Origin of the sequence: Mesorhizobium yinganensis, assembly GCF_040081985.1 — a bacterium.
Taxonomy (GTDB): Bacteria; Pseudomonadota; Alphaproteobacteria; order Rhizobiales; family Rhizobiaceae; genus Kumtagia; species Kumtagia yinganensis.
On record NZ_JBEBMH010000041.1, the window covers coordinates 17,844 to 40,164 of the forward strand.

Annotated in this window: 25 protein-coding genes; 15 read left to right on the forward strand and 10 right to left on the reverse strand. The window is 61.1% G+C overall.

All coding sequences use genetic code 11. The annotated features are described in order from the left end of the window. Window positions 1-95 precede the first annotated feature (95 nt). The 4 genes from ABMA59_RS33800 to ABMA59_RS33815 all read left to right on the forward strand — a co-directional run bounded on the left by ABMA59_RS33800 (window position 96) and on the right by ABMA59_RS33815 (window position 6,433). Window positions 96-1,106, forward strand: a complete 1,011-nt coding sequence (locus tag ABMA59_RS33800; RefSeq protein ID WP_349009753.1) for a LysR substrate-binding domain-containing protein — start codon at window positions 96-98, stop codon at window positions 1,104-1,106. Continuing rightward, window positions 1,075-2,634, forward strand: coding sequence for a trimethylamine methyltransferase family protein (locus ABMA59_RS33805; RefSeq protein WP_349009754.1), 1,560 nt, complete (start codon window positions 1,075-1,077; stop codon window positions 2,632-2,634). The genes ABMA59_RS33800 and ABMA59_RS33805 overlap by 32 nt, the downstream gene beginning before the upstream one ends. An 80-nt stretch (window positions 2,635-2,714) precedes the next feature. Beyond that, entirely contained in the window at window positions 2,715-4,769 is a 2,055-nt protein-coding gene (locus ABMA59_RS33810; RefSeq protein WP_349009755.1) for an oxidoreductase, read from the forward strand. A 17-nt stretch (window positions 4,770-4,786) separates the two neighbouring features. Next, a complete protein-coding gene (locus tag ABMA59_RS33815; RefSeq protein ID WP_349009756.1) occupies window positions 4,787-6,433 on the forward strand; it encodes an ABC transporter substrate-binding protein in 1,647 nt (548 codons plus the stop codon). A gap of 133 nt (window positions 6,434-6,566) precedes the next feature. On the opposite strand, the gene ABMA59_RS33820 is transcribed toward ABMA59_RS33815, so the two are convergent. The 5 genes from ABMA59_RS33820 to ABMA59_RS33835 form a co-directional block, all read right to left on the reverse strand. After that, the gene (locus tag ABMA59_RS33820) at window positions 6,567-6,932 is read right to left on the reverse strand and encodes a hypothetical protein (protein WP_349009757.1); all 366 of its coding nucleotides are present in this window, start codon (window positions 6,930-6,932) and stop codon (window positions 6,567-6,569) included. Window positions 6,933-7,133: 201 nt separating this feature from the next. Continuing rightward, complete coding sequence (locus ABMA59_RS37440) at window positions 7,134-7,583, reverse strand: transposase (protein WP_425476030.1); 450 nt, start codon at window positions 7,581-7,583, stop codon at window positions 7,134-7,136. After that, a complete protein-coding gene (locus ABMA59_RS37445) occupies window positions 7,547-7,930 on the reverse strand; it encodes a transposase (RefSeq protein WP_425476031.1) in 384 nt (127 codons plus the stop codon). The genes ABMA59_RS37440 and ABMA59_RS37445 overlap by 37 nt, the downstream gene beginning before the upstream one ends. A gap of 34 nt (window positions 7,931-7,964) precedes the next feature. Further along, a complete protein-coding gene (locus ABMA59_RS33830; protein WP_349009758.1) occupies window positions 7,965-8,321 on the reverse strand; it encodes a hypothetical protein in 357 nt (118 codons plus the stop codon). Between the two features lie 599 nt (window positions 8,322-8,920). Beyond that, entirely contained in the window at window positions 8,921-9,628 is a 708-nt protein-coding gene (locus ABMA59_RS33835; protein ID WP_425476032.1) for a type IV secretory system conjugative DNA transfer family protein, read from the reverse strand. A gap of 200 nt (window positions 9,629-9,828) precedes the next feature. Between ABMA59_RS33835 and ABMA59_RS33840 the strand changes: the two genes are divergently transcribed. Further along, window positions 9,829-11,006, forward strand: a protein-coding gene (locus tag ABMA59_RS33840; RefSeq protein ID WP_349009759.1) for an IS3 family transposase whose coding sequence is annotated in 2 segments (ribosomal slippage) — window positions 9,829-10,081 and window positions 10,081-11,006 — 1,179 coding nt in all. Because the reading frame shifts where the segments join, the coding sequence is not laid out codon by codon here. Window positions 11,007-11,121: 115 nt separating this feature from the next. Here ABMA59_RS33840 and ABMA59_RS33845 read toward each other — a convergent pair. Next, on the reverse strand, window positions 11,122-11,355 hold the full coding sequence (locus tag ABMA59_RS33845; RefSeq protein WP_349009760.1) for a hypothetical protein: 234 nt from the start codon (window positions 11,353-11,355) through the stop codon (window positions 11,122-11,124). 96 nt (window positions 11,356-11,451) lie between these two features. Then, on the reverse strand, window positions 11,452-11,673 hold the full coding sequence (locus ABMA59_RS33850; protein ID WP_349009761.1) for a helix-turn-helix domain-containing protein: 222 nt from the start codon (window positions 11,671-11,673) through the stop codon (window positions 11,452-11,454). Window positions 11,674-11,765: 92 nt separating this feature from the next. On the opposite strand from ABMA59_RS33850, the gene ABMA59_RS33855 reads away from it, so the two are divergent. The 7 genes from ABMA59_RS33855 (at window position 11,766) to istB (ending at window position 15,596) form a co-directional block, all read left to right on the forward strand. After that, the gene (locus ABMA59_RS33855; RefSeq protein ID WP_349009762.1) at window positions 11,766-12,023 is read left to right on the forward strand and encodes a hypothetical protein; all 258 of its coding nucleotides are present in this window, start codon (window positions 11,766-11,768) and stop codon (window positions 12,021-12,023) included. Then, window positions 12,017-12,526, forward strand: coding sequence for a hypothetical protein (locus tag ABMA59_RS33860; protein ID WP_349009763.1), 510 nt, complete (start codon window positions 12,017-12,019; stop codon window positions 12,524-12,526). Before ABMA59_RS33855 ends, ABMA59_RS33860 begins: the two co-directional genes overlap by 7 nt. Then, on the forward strand, window positions 12,523-12,822 hold the full coding sequence (locus ABMA59_RS33865; RefSeq protein WP_349009764.1) for a hypothetical protein: 300 nt from the start codon (window positions 12,523-12,525) through the stop codon (window positions 12,820-12,822). The genes ABMA59_RS33860 and ABMA59_RS33865 overlap by 4 nt, the downstream gene beginning before the upstream one ends. After that, window positions 12,819-13,070, forward strand: a complete 252-nt coding sequence (locus ABMA59_RS33870; RefSeq protein WP_349009765.1) for a hypothetical protein — start codon at window positions 12,819-12,821, stop codon at window positions 13,068-13,070. The genes ABMA59_RS33865 and ABMA59_RS33870 overlap by 4 nt, the downstream gene beginning before the upstream one ends. Further along, window positions 13,067-13,219 carry a hypothetical protein gene (locus tag ABMA59_RS33875; protein ID WP_349009766.1) on the forward strand — a complete coding sequence of 51 codons (153 nt, stop codon included), beginning with the start codon at window positions 13,067-13,069 and terminating at the stop codon, window positions 13,217-13,219. Before ABMA59_RS33870 ends, ABMA59_RS33875 begins: the two co-directional genes overlap by 4 nt. Before the next feature lie 92 nt (window positions 13,220-13,311). Continuing rightward, window positions 13,312-14,826, forward strand: a complete 1,515-nt coding sequence (gene istA / locus ABMA59_RS33880; protein ID WP_349009767.1) for an IS21 family transposase — start codon at window positions 13,312-13,314, stop codon at window positions 14,824-14,826. A 14-nt stretch (window positions 14,827-14,840) separates the two neighbouring features. Beyond that, window positions 14,841-15,596 carry an IS21-like element helper ATPase IstB gene (gene istB, locus ABMA59_RS33885; RefSeq protein WP_349009768.1) on the forward strand — a complete coding sequence of 252 codons (756 nt, stop codon included), beginning with the start codon at window positions 14,841-14,843 and terminating at the stop codon, window positions 15,594-15,596. A gap of 587 nt (window positions 15,597-16,183) precedes the next feature. On the opposite strand, the gene ABMA59_RS33890 is transcribed toward istB, so the two are convergent. The 3 genes from ABMA59_RS33890 to ABMA59_RS33900 all read right to left on the reverse strand — a co-directional run bounded on the left by ABMA59_RS33890 (window position 16,184) and on the right by ABMA59_RS33900 (window position 17,858). Continuing rightward, a complete protein-coding gene (locus ABMA59_RS33890) occupies window positions 16,184-16,399 on the reverse strand; it encodes a hypothetical protein (protein WP_349009769.1) in 216 nt (71 codons plus the stop codon). 399 nt (window positions 16,400-16,798) lie between these two features. Further along, window positions 16,799-16,972 carry a hypothetical protein gene (locus ABMA59_RS33895; RefSeq protein ID WP_349009770.1) on the reverse strand — a complete coding sequence of 58 codons (174 nt, stop codon included), beginning with the start codon at window positions 16,970-16,972 and terminating at the stop codon, window positions 16,799-16,801. Between the two features lie 745 nt (window positions 16,973-17,717). Next, window positions 17,718-17,858 (reverse strand): hypothetical protein, encoded by a 141-nt coding sequence (locus ABMA59_RS33900; RefSeq protein ID WP_349009771.1) that lies wholly within the window; start codon window positions 17,856-17,858, stop codon window positions 17,718-17,720. A 190-nt stretch (window positions 17,859-18,048) separates the two neighbouring features. Between ABMA59_RS33900 and ABMA59_RS33905 the strand changes: the two genes are divergently transcribed. From ABMA59_RS33905 to ABMA59_RS33915, 3 genes are all read left to right on the forward strand, one after another. Further along, window positions 18,049-19,026 carry a site-specific integrase gene (locus tag ABMA59_RS33905; RefSeq protein ID WP_349009772.1) on the forward strand — a complete coding sequence of 326 codons (978 nt, stop codon included), beginning with the start codon at window positions 18,049-18,051 and terminating at the stop codon, window positions 19,024-19,026. A 226-nt stretch (window positions 19,027-19,252) separates the two neighbouring features. Then, complete coding sequence (locus tag ABMA59_RS33910; RefSeq protein ID WP_349009775.1) at window positions 19,253-19,615, forward strand: effector-associated constant component EACC1; 363 nt, start codon at window positions 19,253-19,255, stop codon at window positions 19,613-19,615. A 5-nt stretch (window positions 19,616-19,620) separates the two neighbouring features. Continuing rightward, on the forward strand, window positions 19,621-21,753 hold the full coding sequence (locus ABMA59_RS33915) for a hypothetical protein (protein WP_349009773.1): 2,133 nt from the start codon (window positions 19,621-19,623) through the stop codon (window positions 21,751-21,753). Window positions 21,754-22,321 lie beyond the last annotated feature (568 nt).

Consider the following 22,321-nt stretch of genomic DNA (forward strand, 5'->3'; position numbering starts at 1 on the left):
ATGAAATTCCCGGCTGATTGAGCTGGGAGCAAGCAAGGCAGTGCGACACTTCTCGGCCGCACGTCGCACTGCTACGCGATGGGAGGAACCGCGGCATGGTTCGCAGATATTATGGCCTCCCTTCGCTGGTCGCGCTTGCGGCCTTCGAGGCAGCGGCGCGCCATCTCAGCCTGACCAAGGCGGCCGAGGAACTGAACGTCACGCCGGGCGCAATCTCGCGCCAGGTCCGCATGCTGGAAGAGGAACTCGGCAGCCCGTTGTTCCTGCGCCGGCACAGGGCGGTCGAATTGACTCGCGAGGGCGAGACGCTCAACGCGGCGCTGCGGGAGGGTTTCGAGCGAATATCCTCCACCTTCCGGCAGATCAGGTCATTCGGCGGGCAGGCGAGCGTCACTGTCGGCAGCACGCTGGCCATGGCGCATCTGTGGCTTATGCCGCGCATGGGCGGCTTCTGGAACCACAATCCGGACATCGTCGTCGACCACGTCATCTCCGATCACCCGCGCGGTCTCGACCGTCCGGATGTCGACCTGCGCATTCGTTATGGCGACGGCGAATGGCCGGACGAGCTGTCGGCAAAACTCTACGACGACCGTATATTCCCGGTCGCCAGCCCGGCCTTCGCGAAGGCTTATCCGGTGAGCTCTATCTCCGACCTGGCGCAACTGCAGCTTTTGTCGGTCGAAGGCATCGACTGGACCTGGACGACCTGGTCCGAGTTCCTGCGCGACGTCGGCCATCCGGATCGGCGGGTCAATGTTCGCCGCTTCAACAGCTATGTCATCGCCTTGCAGGCGGCGCGCAGTGGACAAGGCGTGGCGCTGGGCTGGGCAAGCCTGGTGGAACCGCTGATCGAGGCCGGCAACCTCGTGCAGGTGACGGATGCCGAGATCGCCGCGCCTCAATCCTATTTCGTGACGTGGAGCGCACGCCGGCCCCTCAGCCCACAGGCGGTGCTGTTGAAGGACTGGCTGCTATCGCTCGGATCGTTGAGTTCAGCTCAAGCGAGCCGGCTTCCTATTTCGCTTGAACAACCGGCGCGCAGGCGTTCTCCTAAAACGAAGGGAGAGCACCATGAGCTTAGCGGAAACCGTCGAGAAAACTGACTCGCAGGCAAGCAACCGCCGCGGCGGTGGACGCGTCGGGCGCAGGGCGCTGCGCAGCGCGGCGATGCCGTCGTTTCCGACGCTGGTCCGCAAGATTCCGGTCTACGACATCGTCCCGGACGAAGCCGTGGAACTGATCCACCAGGAATCGCTCGCCATCCTCGAGGATGTGGGCTGCGAGTTCCGCGACGCCGAGGCGATCGCGATGTGGAAGCAGGCCGGCGCCGATGTGACGGATACCCGCGTCCGCATCGATCGGTCCCTGCTAATGGACCTCGTGTCGAAAATACCCTCCGAGTTCACGCTCAACGCGCGCAACCCCGAACGCACGGTGCAGGTCGGCGGGAACAATTCGATCTTCATTCCGATGTATGGCGCGCCCTACATTCGCGATCTCGACGGCAACCGGCGCTATGGCACGCTGGAGGATCTGAACAATTTCCACCGGCTCGCCTACATGGCGCCGGCACTGCATTCCTCCAGCTCGATCATCTGCGAGCCGATGGAGATCGCGGTGCCGAAGCGGCATCTGCACATCATCCACTCCGCGCTAAAACATTCCGACAAGCCGTTCATGGGCATCGTCACGTCGAAGGAACGCGCCGAGGACACGATGACGATGGCGGGCATCGTCTTCGGAGAGGAGTACGTCAAGGAAAAACCGGTCCTCGTCTCGATCACCAACTGCAATTCGCCGCTGGTCTGGGACGCGACCATGCTCGACGCGATGAAGGTCTATGCGCGTCACAACCAGCCGCTGATCATCGCACCTTTCGCACTCTGCGGTGCCTCCACGGCCGCGTCGGCCGTCGGCGCCGTGGCGCAGGTGAACGCCGAAGCGCTCGCAGGACTTGCCTTTACGCAGCTCATTCGCCCCGGATCGCCGCAAATCTACGGGCAGTTCATGGTCACGGTCGACATGAAGACCGGCGCGCCGATGGGCGGCACGCCGGAAGCGGCGCAGATGATGTATGTTATGGGAGCCCTGGCGCGAAAATACCGCCTGCCCTGGCGGACATCCGGCTTCCACGTCGGCTCGAAGCTCAACGATGCGCAGGCCGGCTACGAGGCCAACATGCTCATGCATGCCGCAATCCTGTCCGGCGCCAACTATATCTGGCATTCGGCCGGATGGCTGGAGGCCGGTCTGACGTGCGGCTATTCCAAATTCGCCACCGACTGCGAGCAACTGGTCGGCTGGTACAAATATGCGGGCGGGCTTCCGTTCGACGACTTCAAGGAGGCGATGGCGGCGATACGCGAGGTCGGACCGCAGGGTCACTTCCTCGGCACCCAGCATACGCTCGAGCATTTCGAGAAGGCCTTCTTCATGCCGACATTGATGGATTTCAATTCGTTCGAGCAGTGGAGCGCGGAAGGCGCCAAGGATCATGATACGCGCGGACGCGAAAAGGCGTGCAACATGCTCAAGGACTACGAGGAGCCGAAGCTGGACGAAGGCATCGCCGAGGGATTGCGCGACTTCATCGCCCGGCAGGAAGAGAAGCTGCCCGACACGGTGAACTGAAAAACGATCGACCCAGTGATGAGCGCACAAGGCAGAACGATCCGGATGTACTATCCGATTAGGCCCCGGGGGGCCGGCGCATGAACGCTCCGCTTGCGAAAGACCCGCTCCTCCAGCCCTACCGGCTGAAGCACCTGACGCTGAAGAACCGCGTCATGTCGAGCAGCCATGAGCCGGCCTATTCAGAAGACGGCATGCCGAAGGAGCGCTACCGGCTCTATCACGCGGAGAAGGCGAGGGGCGGCATGGCGCTGACCATGACGGCGGGGTCGGCAATCGTCTCGCGCGACAGCCCGGCGGCCTTCGGCAATCTGCATGCCTATCGCGACGAGATCGTGCCGTGGATCAGGGAATTGGCGGATTCCTGCCACGAGCATGACTGCAAGGTGATGATCCAGCTTACCCATCTCGGCCGCCGCACAGGATGGAACAAGGCCGACTGGCTGCCGGTGCTGGCCCCATCGCCGGTGCGCGAACCCGCGCATCGCGCGTTTCCGAAAGTGATGGAAGACTGGGACATCGAGCGCATCGTCGCAGACTATGCGAGCGCGGCGCAGCGGATGAAGGCCGCCGGCCTCGACGGCATCGAGTTCGAAGCCTACGGCCATCTGATGGACGGGTTCTGGTCTCCCGCCACCAATTTTCGTGACGACGAGTTCGGCGGATCGCTCGAAAATCGGCTGCGCTTCACCTTCATGGTACTGGACGCCGTGCGGAAATCGGCCGGCGAGGATTTTGTGGTCGGCATCCGCATGGTCGCCGACGAGGATTTCGACCAGGGCCTGTCCAAGGCCGAGGGCATTGAAATCGCGCAGCGGCTGGTAGCGTCGCAAAAGGTCGATTTCCTCAACATTATCCGCGGCACCATTGAGACCGACGCGGCGCTGACCAAGGTGATCCCGATCACCGGCATGCGTTCCTCGCCGCATCTCGATTTTGCCGGCGATGTTCGGGCGGCAACGAAGTTTCCAGTCTTCCATGCCGCTCGGATCCAGGACGTGGCGACTGCGCGCCACGCAATTGCCAGCGGAAAACTCGATATGGTCGGCATGACACGCGCCCATATCGCCGACCCGCATATCATGAAGAAGGTGATGGAGGGCCGTGAGCATGAGATCCGCCCGTGCGTCGGCGCCACCTACTGCCTCGACCGCATCTACGAGGGCGGCGAGGCTCTGTGCATCCACAACGCTTCGACCGGCCGCGAAGCGACAATGCCGCATGTGATTGGCAGGGCGCCGAGAGGATCGAGGAAGGTCGTGATCGCCGGCGCCGGACCGGCAGGGCTGGAGGCGGCACGCGTCGCCGCGTCGGCCGGCCACAGCGTGACTGTGCTGGAGGCATCCGACCGGGCCGGCGGTCAGGTGCTGCTTGCGGCGCACAACCCACGCCGCAAGGAACTGATTGGGATCGTCGAGTGGCGGCTGGCGGAATTGGAAAGGCTCGGCGCTGAGGTCCGCTACAATGTCTGGGCAGAAGCCGACGATGTGCTGGCACTCGAACCGGCCGTGGTGATCGTCGCCACCGGCGGCATGCCGCAATCTCCACCGCTGGCGGCGGGCGAGAATCTCATCGTGTCGAGCTGGGACATTATCTCCGGCGCTGTGAAGCCGGCCGAAAACGTGCTGCTCTATGACGACAATGGTGGGCACCAGGGCATGACGGCGGCCGAGATCGTCGCCAACGCGGGCGCAAAGCTCGAACTGGTGTCGCCGGAAAGGTTCTTCGCGCCGGAGATGGGCGGCATGAACCATGTGCCCTACATGCGCGCTTTCCACGAAAAGGGCGTGCGGGTCACGATCAACACGCGGTTGAAATCGGTGCGGCGCGAAGGCAACCAACTTGTGGCGGTGCTGTCTTCCGACTTCGCCGACCGCTGGAGTGAGGAGCGGCGCGTCGACCAGATCGTGGTCGAGCACGGCACGCAGGCCAATGACGACCTCTATCACGCCCTAAAGCCATTCTCGAAAAACCTCGGCGCGGTCGACTACGAAGCGCTGGTCACCAAGGGCGAGGTCTTCCCCGCGCGGCACGCGGCTGGAACCTTCACGCTGTTTCGTATCGGCGATGCCGTCGCGTCGCGCAACATCCATGCGGCTGTCTATGACGGGATAAGATTCACACTGAACATCTGAACCGAAGGGAGGAACAAATGGGACTGTTCAAGAGCAATGGCGATCGTGTTCCGGCAACGATCGAGAAGTATGCCGAGGAAACCCGTGCCGGCCGGATGGACCGGCGCGAATTCCTTGTCATGGCGAGTGCTATGGGGGCTTCGGCCGGGATGGCCTACAGCATGATCGGGCTCGCCGCGCCGACGCCGGCAGCCGCGCAGGAGGCTTCCAAGGGCGGCACGCTGCGCGTCGCCATGGCCGTGAAAGGCCAGAAGGACCCACGCAACTACGACTGGGTGGAACTCGCCAACATCAGCCGCTGCTGGCTTGAACCGCTGGTCAGCTACACCAGGCAGTTCACCTTCGAGCCGATCCTCTTGGAAAGCTGGGAGGTGAATGACGACGCCACCCAGTACGTCCTGCATGTTCGTAAGGGAGTCACCTGGACCAACGGCGATGAACTCAACGCCGACGACGTCATCCACAATCTCAACCGCTGGTGCGAAAAAGGCGTGTCCGGCAATTCCATGGCCGCGCGCGTCGGCGCCCTCATCGACGACGCGACCGGGAAAGCCAAGGACGGGGCGATCACCAAGGTCGACGACCATACCGTCAAGCTGACGCTGAACGCACCCGACATCTCGCTGATCCCGAACTTCACCGACTACCCGGCGCTGGTGGTGCATCGCAGCTATTCGGGCGACGATCCGATCAGCAAGCCCATCGGCACGGGCGCCTTCGAACTGGTCTCCTACGACACGGGCTCCAAGGCGGTCGTCAAGCGGCGCGAGAATGGCAAGTGGTGGGGCGGCGAGTCGCTGCTCGATTCCGTCGAGTTCATCGACTACGGCACCGACTTCTCGGCTACCGTGAATGCATTCGAGTCGGGGGAGATCGATCTTAATTTCGAAACGCCTGCGGACTTCATCGACATCCTCGACAAGCTCGACCTCGTTAAGTCGGAAGTCGCGACGGCTACGACGTTGGTGGCGCGAACCAACGTCACGCACAAGCCTTACGACGACAAACGCGTCCGCAACGCCTTGCAGATGGCGGTCGACAACAAGGTGGTGCTCGACCTCGGCTATAGCGGGCGCGGCGATGTCGGCGAGAACCATCACGTCAGCCCGATCCACCCCGAATATTATCCGCTGCCCAAGAAGACCCGCGACGCGGCCGGCGCCAAGAAGCTGATGGAAGAGGCCGGCCAGGCCGACTTTGAGCATGAGCTGATCACCATCGAGGACGACTGGCAGAAGAACACAGGCGACGCGATCGCCGCGCAGTTGCGCGATGCCGGCATCAAGGTGAAGCGCACCGTGCTGCCAGGTTCGACCTTCTGGAACGACTGGACGAAATATCCGTACTCGATGACCATCTGGTACATGCGGCCGCTCGGTGTGCAGATACTGGCGCTGGGCTATCGTACCGGCGAGGCGTGGAATGAGAGCGGTTACTCCGATCCGAATTTCGACGCCAAACTGAAAGAGGCGCTGTCGATCAGCGACCCGGAGAAGCGGCGCGAAGTCATGAAGGATCTTGAGACCATCCTGCAGGACTCCGGCGTCATCATCCAGCCGTTCTGGCAAAAGCTCTACAGCCATACGGCTGCCAATGTGAAAGACTACGGCGTGCACCAGACTTTTCAGATGGACCTGCAGAAGGTCTGGCTGCAGCAGGCATAACGCCAATAATTCGTCACGAATCTGCCGGAACACCTTCCACCGTATCCGCCGTTGCTCCGCAACGGCGGCGAGGTTCTCCACTCTTGTTACTCATTGCTCGCAAGGCTTCCGCCGACATTGATTTTGGCCCCGATCAGGCCACGAGAATGTAGACAACCTTGTGCATATCCGGCTCGACGATAATGATGCGTCCGTCAGCGAGTACGAAATACACGTAACCGCGATAGGCTGGCGCGATCTCGGGGATGAGCCGCCGTCCCGATACAAGACCGCTCTGAACTCGAATCTCGAAAAAGCCGAAGGCGCCTTCGATGCCGGGCGGAAGACCGTTGATCGCAACAACCGGGATGGACTCTCCCGCCCCGATCATTGGTACGTTGAGCGCCAACCCCCGAATCCGGCTGTTTTCCAGCGTTATCAGTTCTGCATCGGAAGTGCTCTCAGCGTCCAGCGCGCTGACGACGCATTTGGCAAAACGCTCGCCGTCGGGCCAGGTCAACTCCCGCGTCGAGCGCTTGTGCTCCGCCTTGCCTCCATGACCGCTGAGATAGCTGGAGACTCGCATTAACCCGGTTTGGTTTGGCGGATTGGCGCTGAGAATATTGCAAGGCGGGTATTTGGGCTGATTTGGCGGCCTTTTGGCTGTGGGCTCGCCGCCAGGTCAGGTCGATTTGAGCCGGTTCCGCGATTGCGGACAGAGTCATCCCGCGGCTTTGGCCCGCTCATGGAAGATCAGCCTATCGAAGGTGTAGGCGATGTTGGCGAGCAGCATCTTCGCCTCGGCTCGGGCGATGCCGATGGTGCGGATGAACAGGCCGAACCGGTTCTTCTGGTGTGCGAACACATGCTCCACCGCCGCACGGACCGACGACTTCGCGGCATTGGCGCGCGCCATAGGCTGCGGCATGGCGTGTCCGGCCGGCTTGCGACGATGAATGCGGCTGACCAATCCTTTCGATGACAGCCATTTCTCATTCTTTTGCGATCGGTAGGCGCTGTCGGCCCAAACCTCGGACGAGGTATTCTGCGTCGTCACCAGTTTCGACAGCATGCGACCGTCGGCATGTGCCGCCGAAGTGACAGCGCTCTCCCGGATGAAGCCGAAACCTCGGTCTATGACGATATGGGATTTGTAGCCGAAGACCGGCAAGGCGATCTGCGGCAGAGGCGAAACAGCCGGATCGTGTTCTCGTCCGGCGTCGGGACGCCAAGATCGAAGCCGAGAAACCGCATCCAGGACAACCGGTCCCGGATCATGAACTCCATCCTGGCATCGCTCAGATTGTGCTGCGCCTGCAAAATCAGCGCCTTGAACATCGACACCGGATCGAACGGCGGGCGACCACCCTTGCCACCCTCGCCATAGCCAAGTCCTTCGACCAGCCAGTCACGGAAATACTCAAAGTTGACCGTCACCTCCAGAACCTCGAGCGGATCACCATTCTTGCTCAGCCGGTCGAGATGTTCCGAAAGCCCCAATAGCGACCGCTGCTCCATCGTCCCGTCTCCAAATCACGACACAAGCAGTGAATCACAATTCCATCCCTACCGGCACGGTTAATGCGGGTCTCCAGCTGACGGTCATCCGCTCGAGCCATATCGGCAGCGGATGCAAGCGAAGCTGTTCGGCCGACCGGGTATCCGGCTCGGCGGATGCGCCGAGCGGGGACGACTCACGCGCCTTACGGATTTCGTCCCGAATCTGTATCGTCGTGTGTTCGGCGGTGCGCTCGATGCTTTCTGGATCGAGAATCGCTGCCGCAAACGCCTCCTCGAACAGCTCGCCATCTTGCGCCGAATCCAGAACATCTTCGGTCTTGTGGATGCCGAATTCTTCGAAAATGACGGCAAGCTTCTGCTCCAGCACTTCGCGAACGCGGAATTCCAAGGAATCTTCCATTGCGAAGTTGGTGGCTCGCACTTTTCGGGCCTGAGGTGCACGATTCTGTCTTGGCCGTTCTCGACGGCTATCGCGCGGAGCTGGCCGAACCCATACGCCTCAGCGAGGTCGCCCGAGAAACCGATCCTGACCAGCAGGAAGACCCATCTACCATCTGGTCCAATGCGAGCAGGAAGCCCAGCCCTTCGAAATCGGCGGATGGCATCGCGCAGAACCCAATGGTTCCCTCCGCAATCCCGTCACCGGAGAAACCGAGATCGCCGGCGATGTTCCGCTCGTTATCGAAATTCCGCAGGAGCGCCTGTGCGGGCTTCGCGCCATCCTGGACGACGTAGCGATCGAATGTGGGATAGCGTTCAGCTACGACATGGCTTTTTACAAGCCGAGGCCTCGGACCGAGGAGCCGTCGAAGCCGCTTCCGACCGTCGGATCCGACGCCGAAACCCCATACTGATGGCCTTCCGGGAAGGCGGCGCTGTCGCCTTCCCATTCCTTTCCGAACGCCTCTGTTCTGTGGAAATGTTGAACAGGACATCGGACCGGATCGACGTCCATGGGAACCCCCGATTTCGCATGTCTGCGCCGCATCATCGCACCGCCTCTTTCCGGTGGAATCTGTTCTCCCCGACGCAGCTCTTCATGTCCTCGCGGCGGAACCATATGGCGCGACCGTATCGCAGCGGCGGGTTGACCGCCGTGAACACGATCTGCTCATCGGCGCGCATGCGCAGGACCTCGTGCGGCAGGATCAGCGGACGGCGCGCCAGCAGCTTCGAGCGCGTCCGCGACGCGCCCGACATCTGCGACGAGCGGCTGAGCTGGTCACCTCCAACGTGGTGTCGCCCCAGCGCCGCGAGATGTAGTCGGCGGTCTCGGGATCGTTGATCGCAGCAAAGCTGATCCACGACGCCGACTCGAACCATTTCGAGGTCGCGTCGCGTCCACCATAGGCTTCGCGCATCTGGCCGATTGCCTGGTAGAGCAGCGTCATGGTGATGCCCGTATTTGCGGCCGGCGTCGCAGGCGGTTTCGAGGATGCGCAGGAAGCCGAGCCGGGCCAGCTTGTCGAGCAGGAATAGCGTGCGGCCCTTCACCTGGCCATTGCGATTGTAGATCGCGTTCATCAGCGCGCCGATGATAATGCGGGCGAGGCCCGGATGTGCCTCCAGCACTTTGAGGGCGAGTGCGATGAAGATGTCGGTGTCGCCGGCGGCGAGCTCGTTGGTGGTGAAGCTGTGGCCCGAGATCAGGGCGGCATAGTTCGGATAGGACAGCCAATGCAGTGCGATCCTCAAATGATCGGGCGCATCATAGCAGGGGAGCCGAAATCATAGTCCCTGCGGCCTCGGCCGGATGGATACCGACCCTTGACCCAAGCCTGAGGATGTCTGTTTCCGACGTGAATTTCATCGCGAACTCGGCTGGCTTCTGACCTGCCCCCGGTAATTTCCTCCAGCTGGGATTAGAGTCCGGCCCTCGTTTGAAGGACGGACTGATGAAGCGAAAGCGATTTACGGAAGAGCAGATCATCGCGGTTTTGCGCGAACACGAGGCGGGAGCGAAGGCGGGCGATCTGGCCCGCAAGCACGGGATCTCGGAGGCGACGCTGTATAACTGGAAGGCCAAATATGGCGGGATGGATGTGTCCGACGCCAAGCGGCTGAAGGCGCTGGAGGAGGAGAACGCCAGGCTGAAGAAGCTGCTGGCCGATCAGATGCTGGAAGCCTCGGCGCTGCGCGAGCTTCTGTCAAAAAAATGGTAGGGCCCGTCGCCAAGCGTGAAGCCGTCGCGCATCTGAGGGGCCTATCGGAGCGGCGGGCCTGTTCGATCGTCGAGGCCGACCGCAAGATGATCCGTTACCGATCCTGCCGGCCGCCGGAGACGCAGCTGCGCGGCCGCTTGCGAGACCTTGCCAACGAGCGCCGGCGCTTCGGCTATCGGCGGCTGTTCATCCTGCTCAGGTGCGAGGGCGAGCCGTCGGGAATCAACCGTATCTATCGGCTCTATCGCGAGGAAGGGCTGACGGTGCGCAAGCGCCGGTCACGACGACGCGCAGTTGGCACCCGCACACCGATCCTGGTCGAGGCAAGGCCGAACGCCCGCTGGTCACTGGATTTCGTCCACGACCAGTTCGCTTGCGGCCGGCGTTTCCGAATCCTCAACGTCGTCGACGACGTGACGCGCGAGTGTCTGGCGGCGATCCCCGACACTTCGATCTCGGGCCGCCGTGTGGCGCGCGAACTGACCGAGTTGATTGCCCGCCGCGGCAAGCCGAGCATGATCGTCTCCGATCACGGCACCGAGTTCACCTCGAAGGCCATCCTCGCCTGGTCGAAGGATCACAAGGTGGAATGGCACTACATCGCACCGGGCAAGCCGATGCAGAACGGCTTCTGCGAGAGCTTCAATGGCCGGATGCGCGACGAACTCTTGAACGAAACCCTGTTCTTCGGCCTCGACCATGCCCGCACGACGATCACCGAATGGGCGGACGACTACAACGAAAAGCGCCCACATTCGGCGCTCGGTTACATCACGCCCGCGGCTCATGCCGCCAATCTCACCGCAACGGGAGATCGGCTGCGCAACCCCGACCAGCTCCACCGATCGCCCGTTGCTCACCCCGCGCCATACGGCGTAAAACCCGGCGAGGCTCTAATTGCCGCTGGATGAAAACTCCGGGGCAGGTCACCGGCTTAACTTGTCCACATGATCGGCGGCATCAAGCAGGTTTACCACAAGCTCGACCCCGTGAGCGTGCAGTCTTGGCATTGGAAGCTTTCTCCCACTATTCCGTGTGGTCGTCCTGCCCGTCCGTCCTGCGGTCTATTACGCCATAATCTTGTGACTTTGAGCCGTCCGCAGGCATGTAGCCTTCTGCTGCTAGACCGCGACGCAAAAGCTCGCGTACCGCTGCCGCCCGGCTGGGCATCCGGTTCTCAAAGCGGAAATTCTCGACGGCTTGAAGCTCATCACCGTCGAGCATGATCTGAAGTCGCTCAGCCCTCTCTAACTTAGTCATGTTAGTCCCCGGCGTCGAGTTAGTAATAGCCTAATTTTGGACAAACCAACCACGGCTTCAAGGGCTTTGAAAGGAAATTTTTGAACAGTCTGGCTACTATTTCCGCAGCCTCACGCCAGCGCCGCCACCGTTCTCGGGGATTAACTCGACGCCGGCCGCTTCCAGGGCGGCGCGGATGGCGGCGACCGTTCGCGGAAGCAGTTCTTCGCCTCGCTCAAAGCGCGAAATCGTGTCAACGGAGACGCCTGCTTCCCGCGCTAGGTCTCGAACGCCCCAGCCTACCGCCGAGCGAGCCATTTTGCATTGAATAGCAATCATCGTGACAGCGTACCGATTTCAGATTGATGTCTTGGTAAAGCAATGTCATCGGTACATTGCACCGAAACCAGTGCTTTATCAAGGAGACATCAATGCCGAAACATGCGTTTCCGGCTGCGGGCGGAGCTTTGCCCACAGCCCAGCCTACCACCTTCCTGGCCGTCACACCGTCCATGCGGCTGCGGATCAGCACGACGATCGAAGCCTTGATCACCCTGCTCGACCAGATCGACGGCGACGAGAACCTGGAGGACGGCGCCGACGCTGAGTTCGATCCTGCCGAGGCCGGCATCGCCGATCTCGACGCGCTCGGGTTCCTGCCAAACGGATGGGAGGCGCAGCCATGCTGACCCGTCGCAAACTGCTTGCCAGCACGCCCGCGCTCGCCGTGGCCGTGGCAACACCTGCCGCTGCCGTATGCACCATGCCAACGTCGGAACCGGACGCGGAGCTTCTTCGGCTCGGCGCGGAGTTTGAGCGCCAATATGAGGCCTGGAAACCCTATTGGCGCACCATGCACGCGATGGGCGAAACGTGGCAGGAATTCGCCAGAAGCGGCAGGTTCGCCGATTTCATGGATGCGTGGCGGACACCGGAGGGCGACGCATACGAAGCTGCCATCGAAACCAACAATGAGAAACTGACCAGGCTTGACGAACTGGCGAAACGCATCCGCGCGATACCACCGTCAACGCTTGCCGGGTTGATGGTGCATGCTCGCGTCTGCCGCTTCGACTGCCTCCCGCTTCCCAAATTGGAGGAGGCTCGCGAAGACTGGGATTGGGATGTTGAGTGCCTCACAGGCTTTCTGGAGCACGTCGAACGCATGGCCGGATCGGCGGTGCAATCATGAGCTACCATGCACGCCTGACACTCGATGCACCCCCGGCAGGCTGGCACGCTCTCGATGTGATGCCGCAAGGCGATGGCAGCTGCAAAGGCGAATGGGTCGCCTTCATGATCGACGTGCCGTACGAAGATTTGAAGCACTGCCACTGCCGAACCGCGTTCCTGTACGTCCATCCGAAGGAGTACAGGCCGGACGGCAAGAGGATCGCGCAGGAGGCCTATGTGCGCGTCCCTGGCAGGCATCGCTCGCATAAGGCGGCCTGGCGGGCCTTCCAAGTTATTCTGGAGGGCGGGCAATGAGATACGACCTCAACGACCTCCAGTCCGACCTCAACCACGCCTATCAGCTTGCCGACGCGACGGTCGAACAGTTGCAAGCAGGACCAGACGACAGCCAACGAAACTACGAACGCATCTGCGCTCTGTCGTGGGTTTTGCGGGACTTGCTCGAAAAAGCTTGCAAGGACATTGAGCAGCATTTCCGGGTCATCGGCACGACCTGCAAGAACTGGTCCGCCGAGGGAGCGGAGAAAGGCGGGGAGGCGTGACCTACCTCGCCATCGCCGCCAGCATCGTCCTGGCCTTCGCCTTTGGCTTGCGGATTCCGACGTTATCCGGCCAGGTATTCCAACTTGAAGCCGGCCACCGTTCCGATGTGAAGCCGGCCACGATTCCGATCAATGTCCGGCCACTTTGAGGGGCTGAAGGCACCCCACCTGGGTCAGCAACTTTGGCATGACGGACCTTTTGAACAAGGGACGGGCAATGCCGGCAAAGAGAAGGCTGACCATGAGACAATTGCGACAAATGCTGCGGCTTGCCGGCGACGGCACGAGCAGCCGCGAGATCGCGCAGCGGCTGGGGATCGCGCGCAGCACCGTGCAGGATAATCTGAAGCGCGCGGAAGCGGCGGGGCTGAGTTGGCCGCTGCCTGGCGACCTGACCGACGATGCGCTTGAGGACCGGCTGTTCGCCCGAGCCGGGGTCAGGCAAGGCCTGCGCCGACTGCCCGAACCGAACTGGGCGGAGCTGGCGCTGGAGCTGAAGAGGCCGGGCGTCACGCTGATGCTTCTGTGGGAAGAGTATCGCGCCGTCCATTCCGGCGGTTACGGCTACAGCCGCTTCTGCGATCTGTTCCGCGGCTTCGAGCGGCGGCTGTTCCCGACGATGCGCCAGGAGCATGTCGCCGGCGACAAGGTCTTCGTGGATTATTCCGGCAAGAAGCTCTCGATCGTCGATCCGCTAACCGGCGAGATCCGCGAGGCGGAGATCTTCGTCGCGGTTCTGGGCGCCTCCGGATTCACCTACGCGGAGGCGACCTGGACGCAGGCGCTGCCGGACTGGATCGGCGCACATGTGCGCATGTTCAATTTTTTCGGCGGCATTCCGCGGCTGGTCGTGCCCGACAATCTGAAGTCCGGCGTCAACCATGCCTCCTTCTACGATCCGGAGATCAACCGCAGCTACGGCATGATGGCTTCCCATTACGGTGTCGGCGTCCTGCCGACCCGGCCACGGCGCCCGAAGGACAAGGCGAAGGTCGAGAACGGGGTTCGTTTCGCCCAGACCTGCATCCTCGGACGACTGCGGCGGCAAACCTTCTTCTCGCTGGCCGAAGCCAATGCTGCGATCGCCGCGGCGCTCGACCGGATCAACGACCATGTCATGCGCCGCCTCGGCGTCAGCCGTCGTCATCTGTTCGAGACGGTGGAAAGGCCGGCCCTGGCCAGCCTGCCGGCGCAGAACTACGAGTTCGCCGAATGGCGTCTGGCCCGCGTCGCCACCGATTATCACGTCGAGTTCAAGGACTTCTTCTATTCCGTGCCGCACGGCCTCATCCGGCAGCAGGTCGACATTCGCGCGACAAGCAGGACAATCGAGATCTTCTTCCACTGCGGCAAGCGCGTCGCCGCTCACCAGCGCCGCTATGGCGGGCGGCGATACGGCACCATGCCTGAGCATATGCCCAGTTCCCACCGCCGCTATGCCGAGTGGACGCCGGCGCGCTTTCGACGCTGGGCTGCTTCGATCGGGCCGCAGACGGAAGGATTGATCGTCGCCATCCTGGCAAGCCGGCCTCATCCCGAGCAGGGCTTCCGAACGTGTCTGGGAATCCTGCGACTTTATCGGGATCTCCATCGTGAGCGTGCCGAGGCCGTATCGGCTCGCGCCATCGAGATCGGCGGGCTGACCTGCAAGAGCATCGCCGCGCTCATCACCAATCATAAGGCTGCCCGGCCTGCCGGCAATCCCGGCGCCATCATCGATCACGCCAATCTGCGTGGTCCCGGCTACTTCCATTGAGGAGATAAAAGAGCATGCTGACTCATCCCACCCTCGACACGCTGCGCGAGCTCGGCCTGCACGGCATGGCCCGAGCTTTCCAGGATCTCGACGTGCAGGCGGAGGCCCGCGCCCTCGACCACAGCGAATGGCTCGCCATCCTGCTCGAGCACGAGGCGACGCTGCGCAGCCAGAAGCGCTTCGAGGCGCGTGCCCGTGCGGCCAGGCTGCGCCATGACGCGCAGGTCGAAGATGTCGACTTCCGCGTCGAGCGCGGCCTCGACCGTTCGCTCTTTCTCAAGCTCGCAAGCTGCGACTGGATCCGGCAGCGTCACGGGCTCTTGCTGACAGGCCCGGCCGGCGTCGGCAAAAGCTGGCTTGCCTGCGCCCTCGGCCACAAGGCCTGCCGCGACGACTTCTCAGTTGCCTATCACCGCGCGCCACGGCTCTTCGCTGCGCTTGCCCTGGCAAGGGGCGACGGCCGATACGCCAGGATGCTCAAGGCGCTCGCCAGAACCGATCTGCTTATCCTGGACGACTGGGGGCCCGAAAAGCTCAATGACGAGCAGCGCCGTGATCTCCTCGAGATCATCGAGGATCGCTACGAGCGGCGCTCGACCATCGTCACCAGCCAGGTGCCCGTCGAGCGCTGGTATGAGATCATCGGCAATCCGACCATCGCCGACGCCATCCTCGATCGCCTCGTGCACAATGCCTACCGCATCGAGCTCAACGGCGACAGCATGCGAAAACAGCGGCCCATCCCGGCCTCGGAAACGACTCTGACTTGACCCGAAACGAAACTCCAACCAAATCTCAACAACGACCCAGGTGATCGCCAAGGTGGCCGGCTTCAAATCGGAATCCCGGCCGGAATGAAATCGGAATGGGTGGCCGGATATTGATCGGAATCACCGGCCGGCTTCGTTGGAATACGCACCTTTGGCTTCCTGCTTGGCGACCGGCGCGGAGTGAAGCAGGCCAACGAGGTGCTGGATCACAACAACCGCGTCCTGCTCCAGGCCATCGGTGACAGCGTGCGGGCGCCGGTGGAGGGCGAGGAGGAAAGGCCAGTGCTGCACTAGCAAGTCGCAAAGTTTGCGACATGATCAGCCCGGCTGCTGAGAGGTAGCCGGGTTTTTGTTCTACAAGCGGCGGAACTTGAACCGCATCGCCCCGTTGCGGCATTGAGGGAACAAGGAATTTTCCCCATGTCATCCGATACCGAAGACCGAAGGCTCGCCGAAGCGCGAACGGCCGCAACGCGTCTGGCAAAGGAGACTGGTATCACCAGAGCCCAAGCCACCGAACTTGTGGAAGCGCTCGGGCAAAACTGGACCTCGCTAGTGCGCGAGGCCCGTATGCTTCGAAAGCAGCGCTAAGCAGCCAGCCGCAATCGGTTCAACGACGACGCTTCCATGGCGGCCATGAGGCCGTCGAATGTGTCGACACCACGCGCAAAGATAGCCATCACGGTTTCGGCGGCATCGTTGCGATCATCATCGTTCGTAAGTTCATGCAGTTCGCGAAACGTCCCAAGCGCCGCGCAAAGAGTGTCGATCTGTTCGGGGTTTGCGGTTCCGTGGAGGGTCATGACTTTCGATCCTTCCTGAGAGGGGCGAAAGCATGATGTTCTCTTCCAAGCGCCTTGTGCCGGGAGGACAGGCGACACAAAGACCTTACTCCTTACGCGCCTCGGCCGCGATATAATTCGACGTAGCCAACCACATTAATGCCTGCTGCCGCTGCGCGCGCCGCCTGCGGCCAACGAACGGATGTGGGTGGACGCATCTTTCTCCGTGTCGAACGGACGCGCGGTAGCGGAACCGCTCGGCATCAGGACAACTGCAAGATACGGCAATCCTTCATGAGGCGGTAGGTAGACGGCATACACGGTGCTTTCCATGGCAGTACCCTATCGGCGGGCATCTGCTGCGGATAGAGTTATTCGAGCAGGCTAGCAGTTTGGTTCGCCCCGAGCCGCTTACCACTTCTAGACTCTTGGTCGCTTTGACTGTTTGAACATCCGCGCCTCGCGCCGAAGGGAGCCGGGATCAAAGCCGACCTTATCGACTATCTGGAGGGCTTCAGCCTCAGAGATGGCGGCTTCCTTGGCCAGCCATTGGGCTTGCTGGAGCTTCAGATCGTGAAATCGTTCGGAACTCACGAGTCATCTCCCGTTTTCACACGCCGCCGCTCGCCAGCGGTCCAGTGCGTTTTCGAGGCTGCGCCCTATGACGGCGATGTCCCTACCCGAGAACTCTCCGTACGCGCGCCATCGATCACTACCTTGTCGTGATACAATCACTTGGGCGGGTGTTCCCGCGATTGTCACATCAACAGTCTGCGTCGGCATTTAGCGCCACAGAAATTTTTCAGGGGATCAAGTCCCGACCGGCTTGATTGGGGTTAGTCAGCCGATCGGGGTGGCTTAAGTGCCGAACCACGTGGCAGCCTAGCACGCGAGATGTCCCGAGTATGTAACAAATGACGTAGCGTCAGAGGATTTCCGCGACAGCCGTTGAAGCTGTGAGCCGCTGGCCCTGGGGGTGGGTGGGAGCAGGGCCAGCGGCCTGGATCGGTTGGCAAAGTCGTGGGGTTAAGTTCCTCCCAGCCGTCCGCTGTTCAAAATACCCGGCTTATCCCGCACCGGCAATAACCAACAAAGCGACAAGCTCGGCGGCGTTCGTCGAGGCCGCCAAAGAGGCGGACATGCTGATTGAGTGATGCGGGGTTGCGGAGAAATGACCGCCTTAAGCGAAAGGCTTTGGCGGAACCTCCTTGTAGAATGGTCGTTTTGGAGGCTAGTTCGAACCGCGCCTAAGTCTTCCCTCTCGGGCTCGCGGTTCCAGAGGCCCGTCCCGAGTGGCGGGCTTTCCTGTTTAGGGACATACCACCCACCACCCGCTTAATCAGTCGTCGGCCTTAGCTTCCCGCCGTTCCAGTTCGTGTTCAATCGCCTCGCGAATGAACTTCGCCATCCCATAGGTTCCGACAATAGCCTCGATGCGAGCGCGCTGCTCGTCGGTCAATCGGACCTTGGTTTCTTTCACGTTGAGCGGCGGCCGTCCCATCCGAGATGGGGTATCTGCCTTAGCTGTCGCTGTCAATTTCGTCCCCGTTTAATGTTGACGCCGTAATCGTCCCCTTTTATATAATAGGGGACGATTAAAGATCAAGGCACGACCGAGTTACCGGCTTGCCGAATAGCCTCCACTAACGGGATTTATCGGACCCCAAAACATGGACGATTTCAGCGCCGAAAGCGGCTTCGAATTGACAGTCGCCAACACCACATCACGGGCGGTTGCGCTCATTGATGACGACGTGCGCGAGGTGGCGAGGGCATCGAAAGCCAAGAACACCCTGCTCGCCTACCGAGCGAACTGGACCGCGTTCCAGGCGTGGTGTGCTGACAGAGGCGTCGCCAGCTTGCCGGCCGAGCCTGAGACGGTGTCCGCCTATCTGGTAGCCAGGATGAAGGAAGGGCTCAAAGCCTCCAGCTTGGCCGTCGCCGTGGCGGCGATCCGGCACACGCACAAGGCTGCCGGCCTGCCAACACCGACAGAGCATGAGGCCGTTTCCATGGTCATGAAGGGCATTCGCCGCACGATCGGCACAGCCCCTGTCCAGAAGCAGCCCGCCACGGCCGAGCGGGTTTCCGCGATGCTGGCGCATTCGACGCACACTATGCAGGGCAAGCGCGACCGCGCGCTGATCCTGCTCGGCATGGCTGGGGCGTTCAGGCGCTCGGAACTGGTGGCGCTCGACGTGTCCGACCTGGCGTTCACAGAGAAGGGGCTGGACGTGACAATCCGCCGATCCAAGACGGACCAGGAGGGGCAAGGTTACACCGTCGCCATTCCGACCGGTGAAAGCCTGCGCCCCGTGGCAGCCGTGAGGTCATGGCTGGACGCTGCCGGCATCGCCGAAGGCCCACTGTTCCGCCCGGTTAACAAGGGCGGTGCTATTTCCTGCGAGCGTCTGACAGGCTGGGCGGTTGCGAAAATCATCAAGGGCTACGCCGGGCGCGCCGGGCTCGATGCCGAGGAGTTCTCCGGCCACAGCTTGCGGGCGGGCTTCGTCACCAGCGCGGCCGAGCGTGGGGCGGACCTCAACCGCATAATGGATCAGACCCGTCACGTCGATCCGCGCACTGTGCGGAAGTATATCCGCCGAGCGGAGCGATACCGGGATCATGCGGGTGTCGGGTTTCTGTAAACACATCGGGGCGAACCACCTTAAACTTCACAATTGCTTCTTGCGCTTTGGCGATCGAAAAAAACTACAATAACCCAGATGACTTCGCAACCTTGAGCCCGCATCATCCTCTTCGGCACTCGCCAAGTAGGCATTGCGCAACTGATCCGATTTTGTTCATACTCATTCGAGTAAGTTCGGGAGAAGATGGGTAGCCATCGCGCGATTTGAGGCGCTTAAATTGGATGTGATCGATCAACGGGGGACCATGATGGAAGCCAATCTCAAATTTATTGTGCAGGCGGATGATGTAGCAGCGTCCACCAAACATGCAGCAGAGTTTGCCGACACATTGCGAGAGATTGACGGCGTCATTGATACATCCAGATCGAAGTCCCAAACCGATACAATGGACCTAGGCACGATCGTTTCAGTGCTAGCAACTTCGGGGGCTACCCTCGCTATTGCACAAGGAGTAGCTGCCTGGCTAAGGGCCCGACGCCACGTTGTTCTTACTGTCGAACGGAAGAGCTCGTCTGAAAGCTTGAGAGCCATCGTTAAGGGTATCGATCCGCAAACCGCAGAACGCATCATTGAAAAGCTTGTTTAGGTTCGATGAGCGGAATCGTTCCGACAACGCTGCTGAGCCCCAATTCGACTGCGGCCGTCGTTTTAGGAGCGCACGACTGGACTGGAATTGGACTGGAACGCGCGCCATCTTTTTTGCGCTCTGCTCGACACATAGTTCAGCACTTATATAACCCCGCTGGCCTTGGGCTCGACCCAGAACTAGTTCTCGACCTCTTTGACAACGCTGCAAGCGCCAGCGACCAGCTTGCCGAATTACAAGAGACACTCGATCAGCATGTGCGCGAGCGCCGTGGAGAAGGCAGGCCACTTACAGACGTATTGCTTTACTACATTGGACATGGCCATCCAAGCGACTCTGGTGATTTGTCGCTGCTGGTACGTCGAAGCCGAAGGAATTTGGAATCAGAAACTGGAATCAAAACAGCCGATCTTGCGCGGACGCTTAGGATCGCGGCTCCGCAACAGCGTCGATCTGTAATTCTCGATTGCTGCTTTTCAGAACGAGCTGCAAAATCTTTCATTGGCATGTCAGCAAACCTTAGCCATCAAATAGCAGCGGTAGCTGCTGGCAATTTGGGGGACAATCAGCCGGCGAGAGGTACACTCGTTCTGTGTTCAAGCGGCATTGGCACAGCGTCGATCGGCGATCCGAATGCTAAGCACACGTTGTTCACCGGTGCCGTTCTCGACGTTCTTCAGCATGGCGCTGAAGGCTTCCCATCCCGCTTGTCTTTTTCCGATCTACGTGACGCTGCGTTCGACCAAATGCTAGCGGATTTTGGAGCGAGCGCGCCAAGACCCGTTTTACATCAGGCGTCCGCCTCCCACGGAGACCTTACCAGGGCACCAGCTTTTCCAAACCACGCGAGCATCAACCGAGTTGTTGAGGAAGAGCAAACCCGAGGGAACGCATCTAATATCGCGCCCGACTTGCCCGACGTGCCTCAAGCCGAGAGTGCTGACCGACCCTCACAAGAAAGTTTATCTCAGCCCCACGACAAGTCGGAAGATCAATCCAGACCTGCGATCCGCCCTGCGAATGATGAGGTGAATACATTCCAGCCGGAACATGGGAGCGAGCTCGAAAAAATCGAAAAAAAAAGAACTGTGACATGGCGGCGTCGCTTCACCTTAGTAGCTGTGATCGTTGGATCGCTGATGCTTCTCGTCGGCGGATACGCGGCTTGGCGTGGCCAGATTGAACAATTTCTTACGGGTCTCGACATTACCGAGTCGAACCCGCCCTCGGATGACCCGGCCCCTCTGCCTGCCCAGCCAGCGCCGGAGACGCCCGCTTCGGATGTCGCCGATGCACCGCTGCCGGCCCCCGAGCAGGAAGCGCCCGACCAATCGGCACCTCCAGCCGCCACACCCACACCGGCGGAACCAGGCCCGCAGAAATTCACTCAGCGCCTCAATGCCGACGGCACCGAAATTGACGCCGGCCGAGCCGGTGGCCCGACGATTGGCGAGGGGACATCGATCGCTTCTGTGACTAAGCCATCCACTCCATCATCCGAGTCTAAGGAGCAGCCGGCTCCCGATGCACCTGCCGCCACCGAGCCTACAACGCCCGCGCAACGGCCAGAGGCCAGCATTTCGGCGCTGGAGCAGCCTGCGACTGGGGGCCAGAAAGCGATCCTCTACGAGGAGCGCACCGACGTTTCCGAGGCGTCGGCTGAGCCCGGCTCGATCGTCTGGTCGCTGGTGCAGGAATCGCCAGGCGGCGACCAGCCCCCCGAGGCAGCGATCCGCGCCGAGGCAAATTTCCCCGGCAAGGAGGTGCAACTTCGCATGACGATCCGTCGCAACGCCGACCAGACGCTGCCGGCAAGCCATATCGTTGAGATGATCTTCCAGTCGCCAAAAGGGTTCGAGGGAGGCATCGACAATGTGCTGCGCCTGTCGCTGAAGGGGTCGGAACAGGAGCGCGGCAGCCCGCTGCTCGGCATTCCGGCAAAAATCGCCGACGGCTTCTTCCTGATCGCCCTCAACGACAGCAAACAGGACATCGAGGCGAACACCCAACTGCTGCGCAGCCAAGGGTGGATCGACATTCCGGTTCAGTATAGGTCGGGCCGCCGGGCACTGTTTACACTAGAAAAAGGCCCCCCCGGAACCAAGGTATTCGATGAGGCACTGAAGGCGTGGCAGTGAAGTGGGTCTGGGCAACCCTTCAGTCGTGTAGAACTGATGGCGTAGACCGCCAAGATGGAAGCCGATCTGGCTATCATGCGGGCGATGGCGCGGGCGGCGAGATAGTCCTCGCGTCCTGTTGGTTTGGATTGGGTTCAATAAGCGCCATTGTTGGAGCCTAAGGAATATCCGCGTTTAGGATAACGGTAGACCATGCGCCATCAGCCAAAAGCTCGAAGAGCGCCATGTCGTCGGCGGGATACCGCCTTACGGCTGCGTGCGCCTGGTTGTCCGTCTCGGGCGCGTGCACAACTCGAATTTGATGTCTGAGCGAAGCTGCCGCCTTCTTAATGGCGCCGACTTGACCAACGGCAAACCCGCTCTTAGGTCGAACTGTTGATTTCCACTGAGAAGTGACCCAGTCGACGGAGGTTTTTCCATCGAGAATTGACCCATGTTTGAAGCTCCTCCCACACGGATTGTGTGGGGGACATCGGAGTGATCGACATGGAGTTATTGAGCGTCATCCGACGCTGGCACTACCGAGACCATCTTTCGATCCGCGACATCTCGCGCCGAACCGGACTAT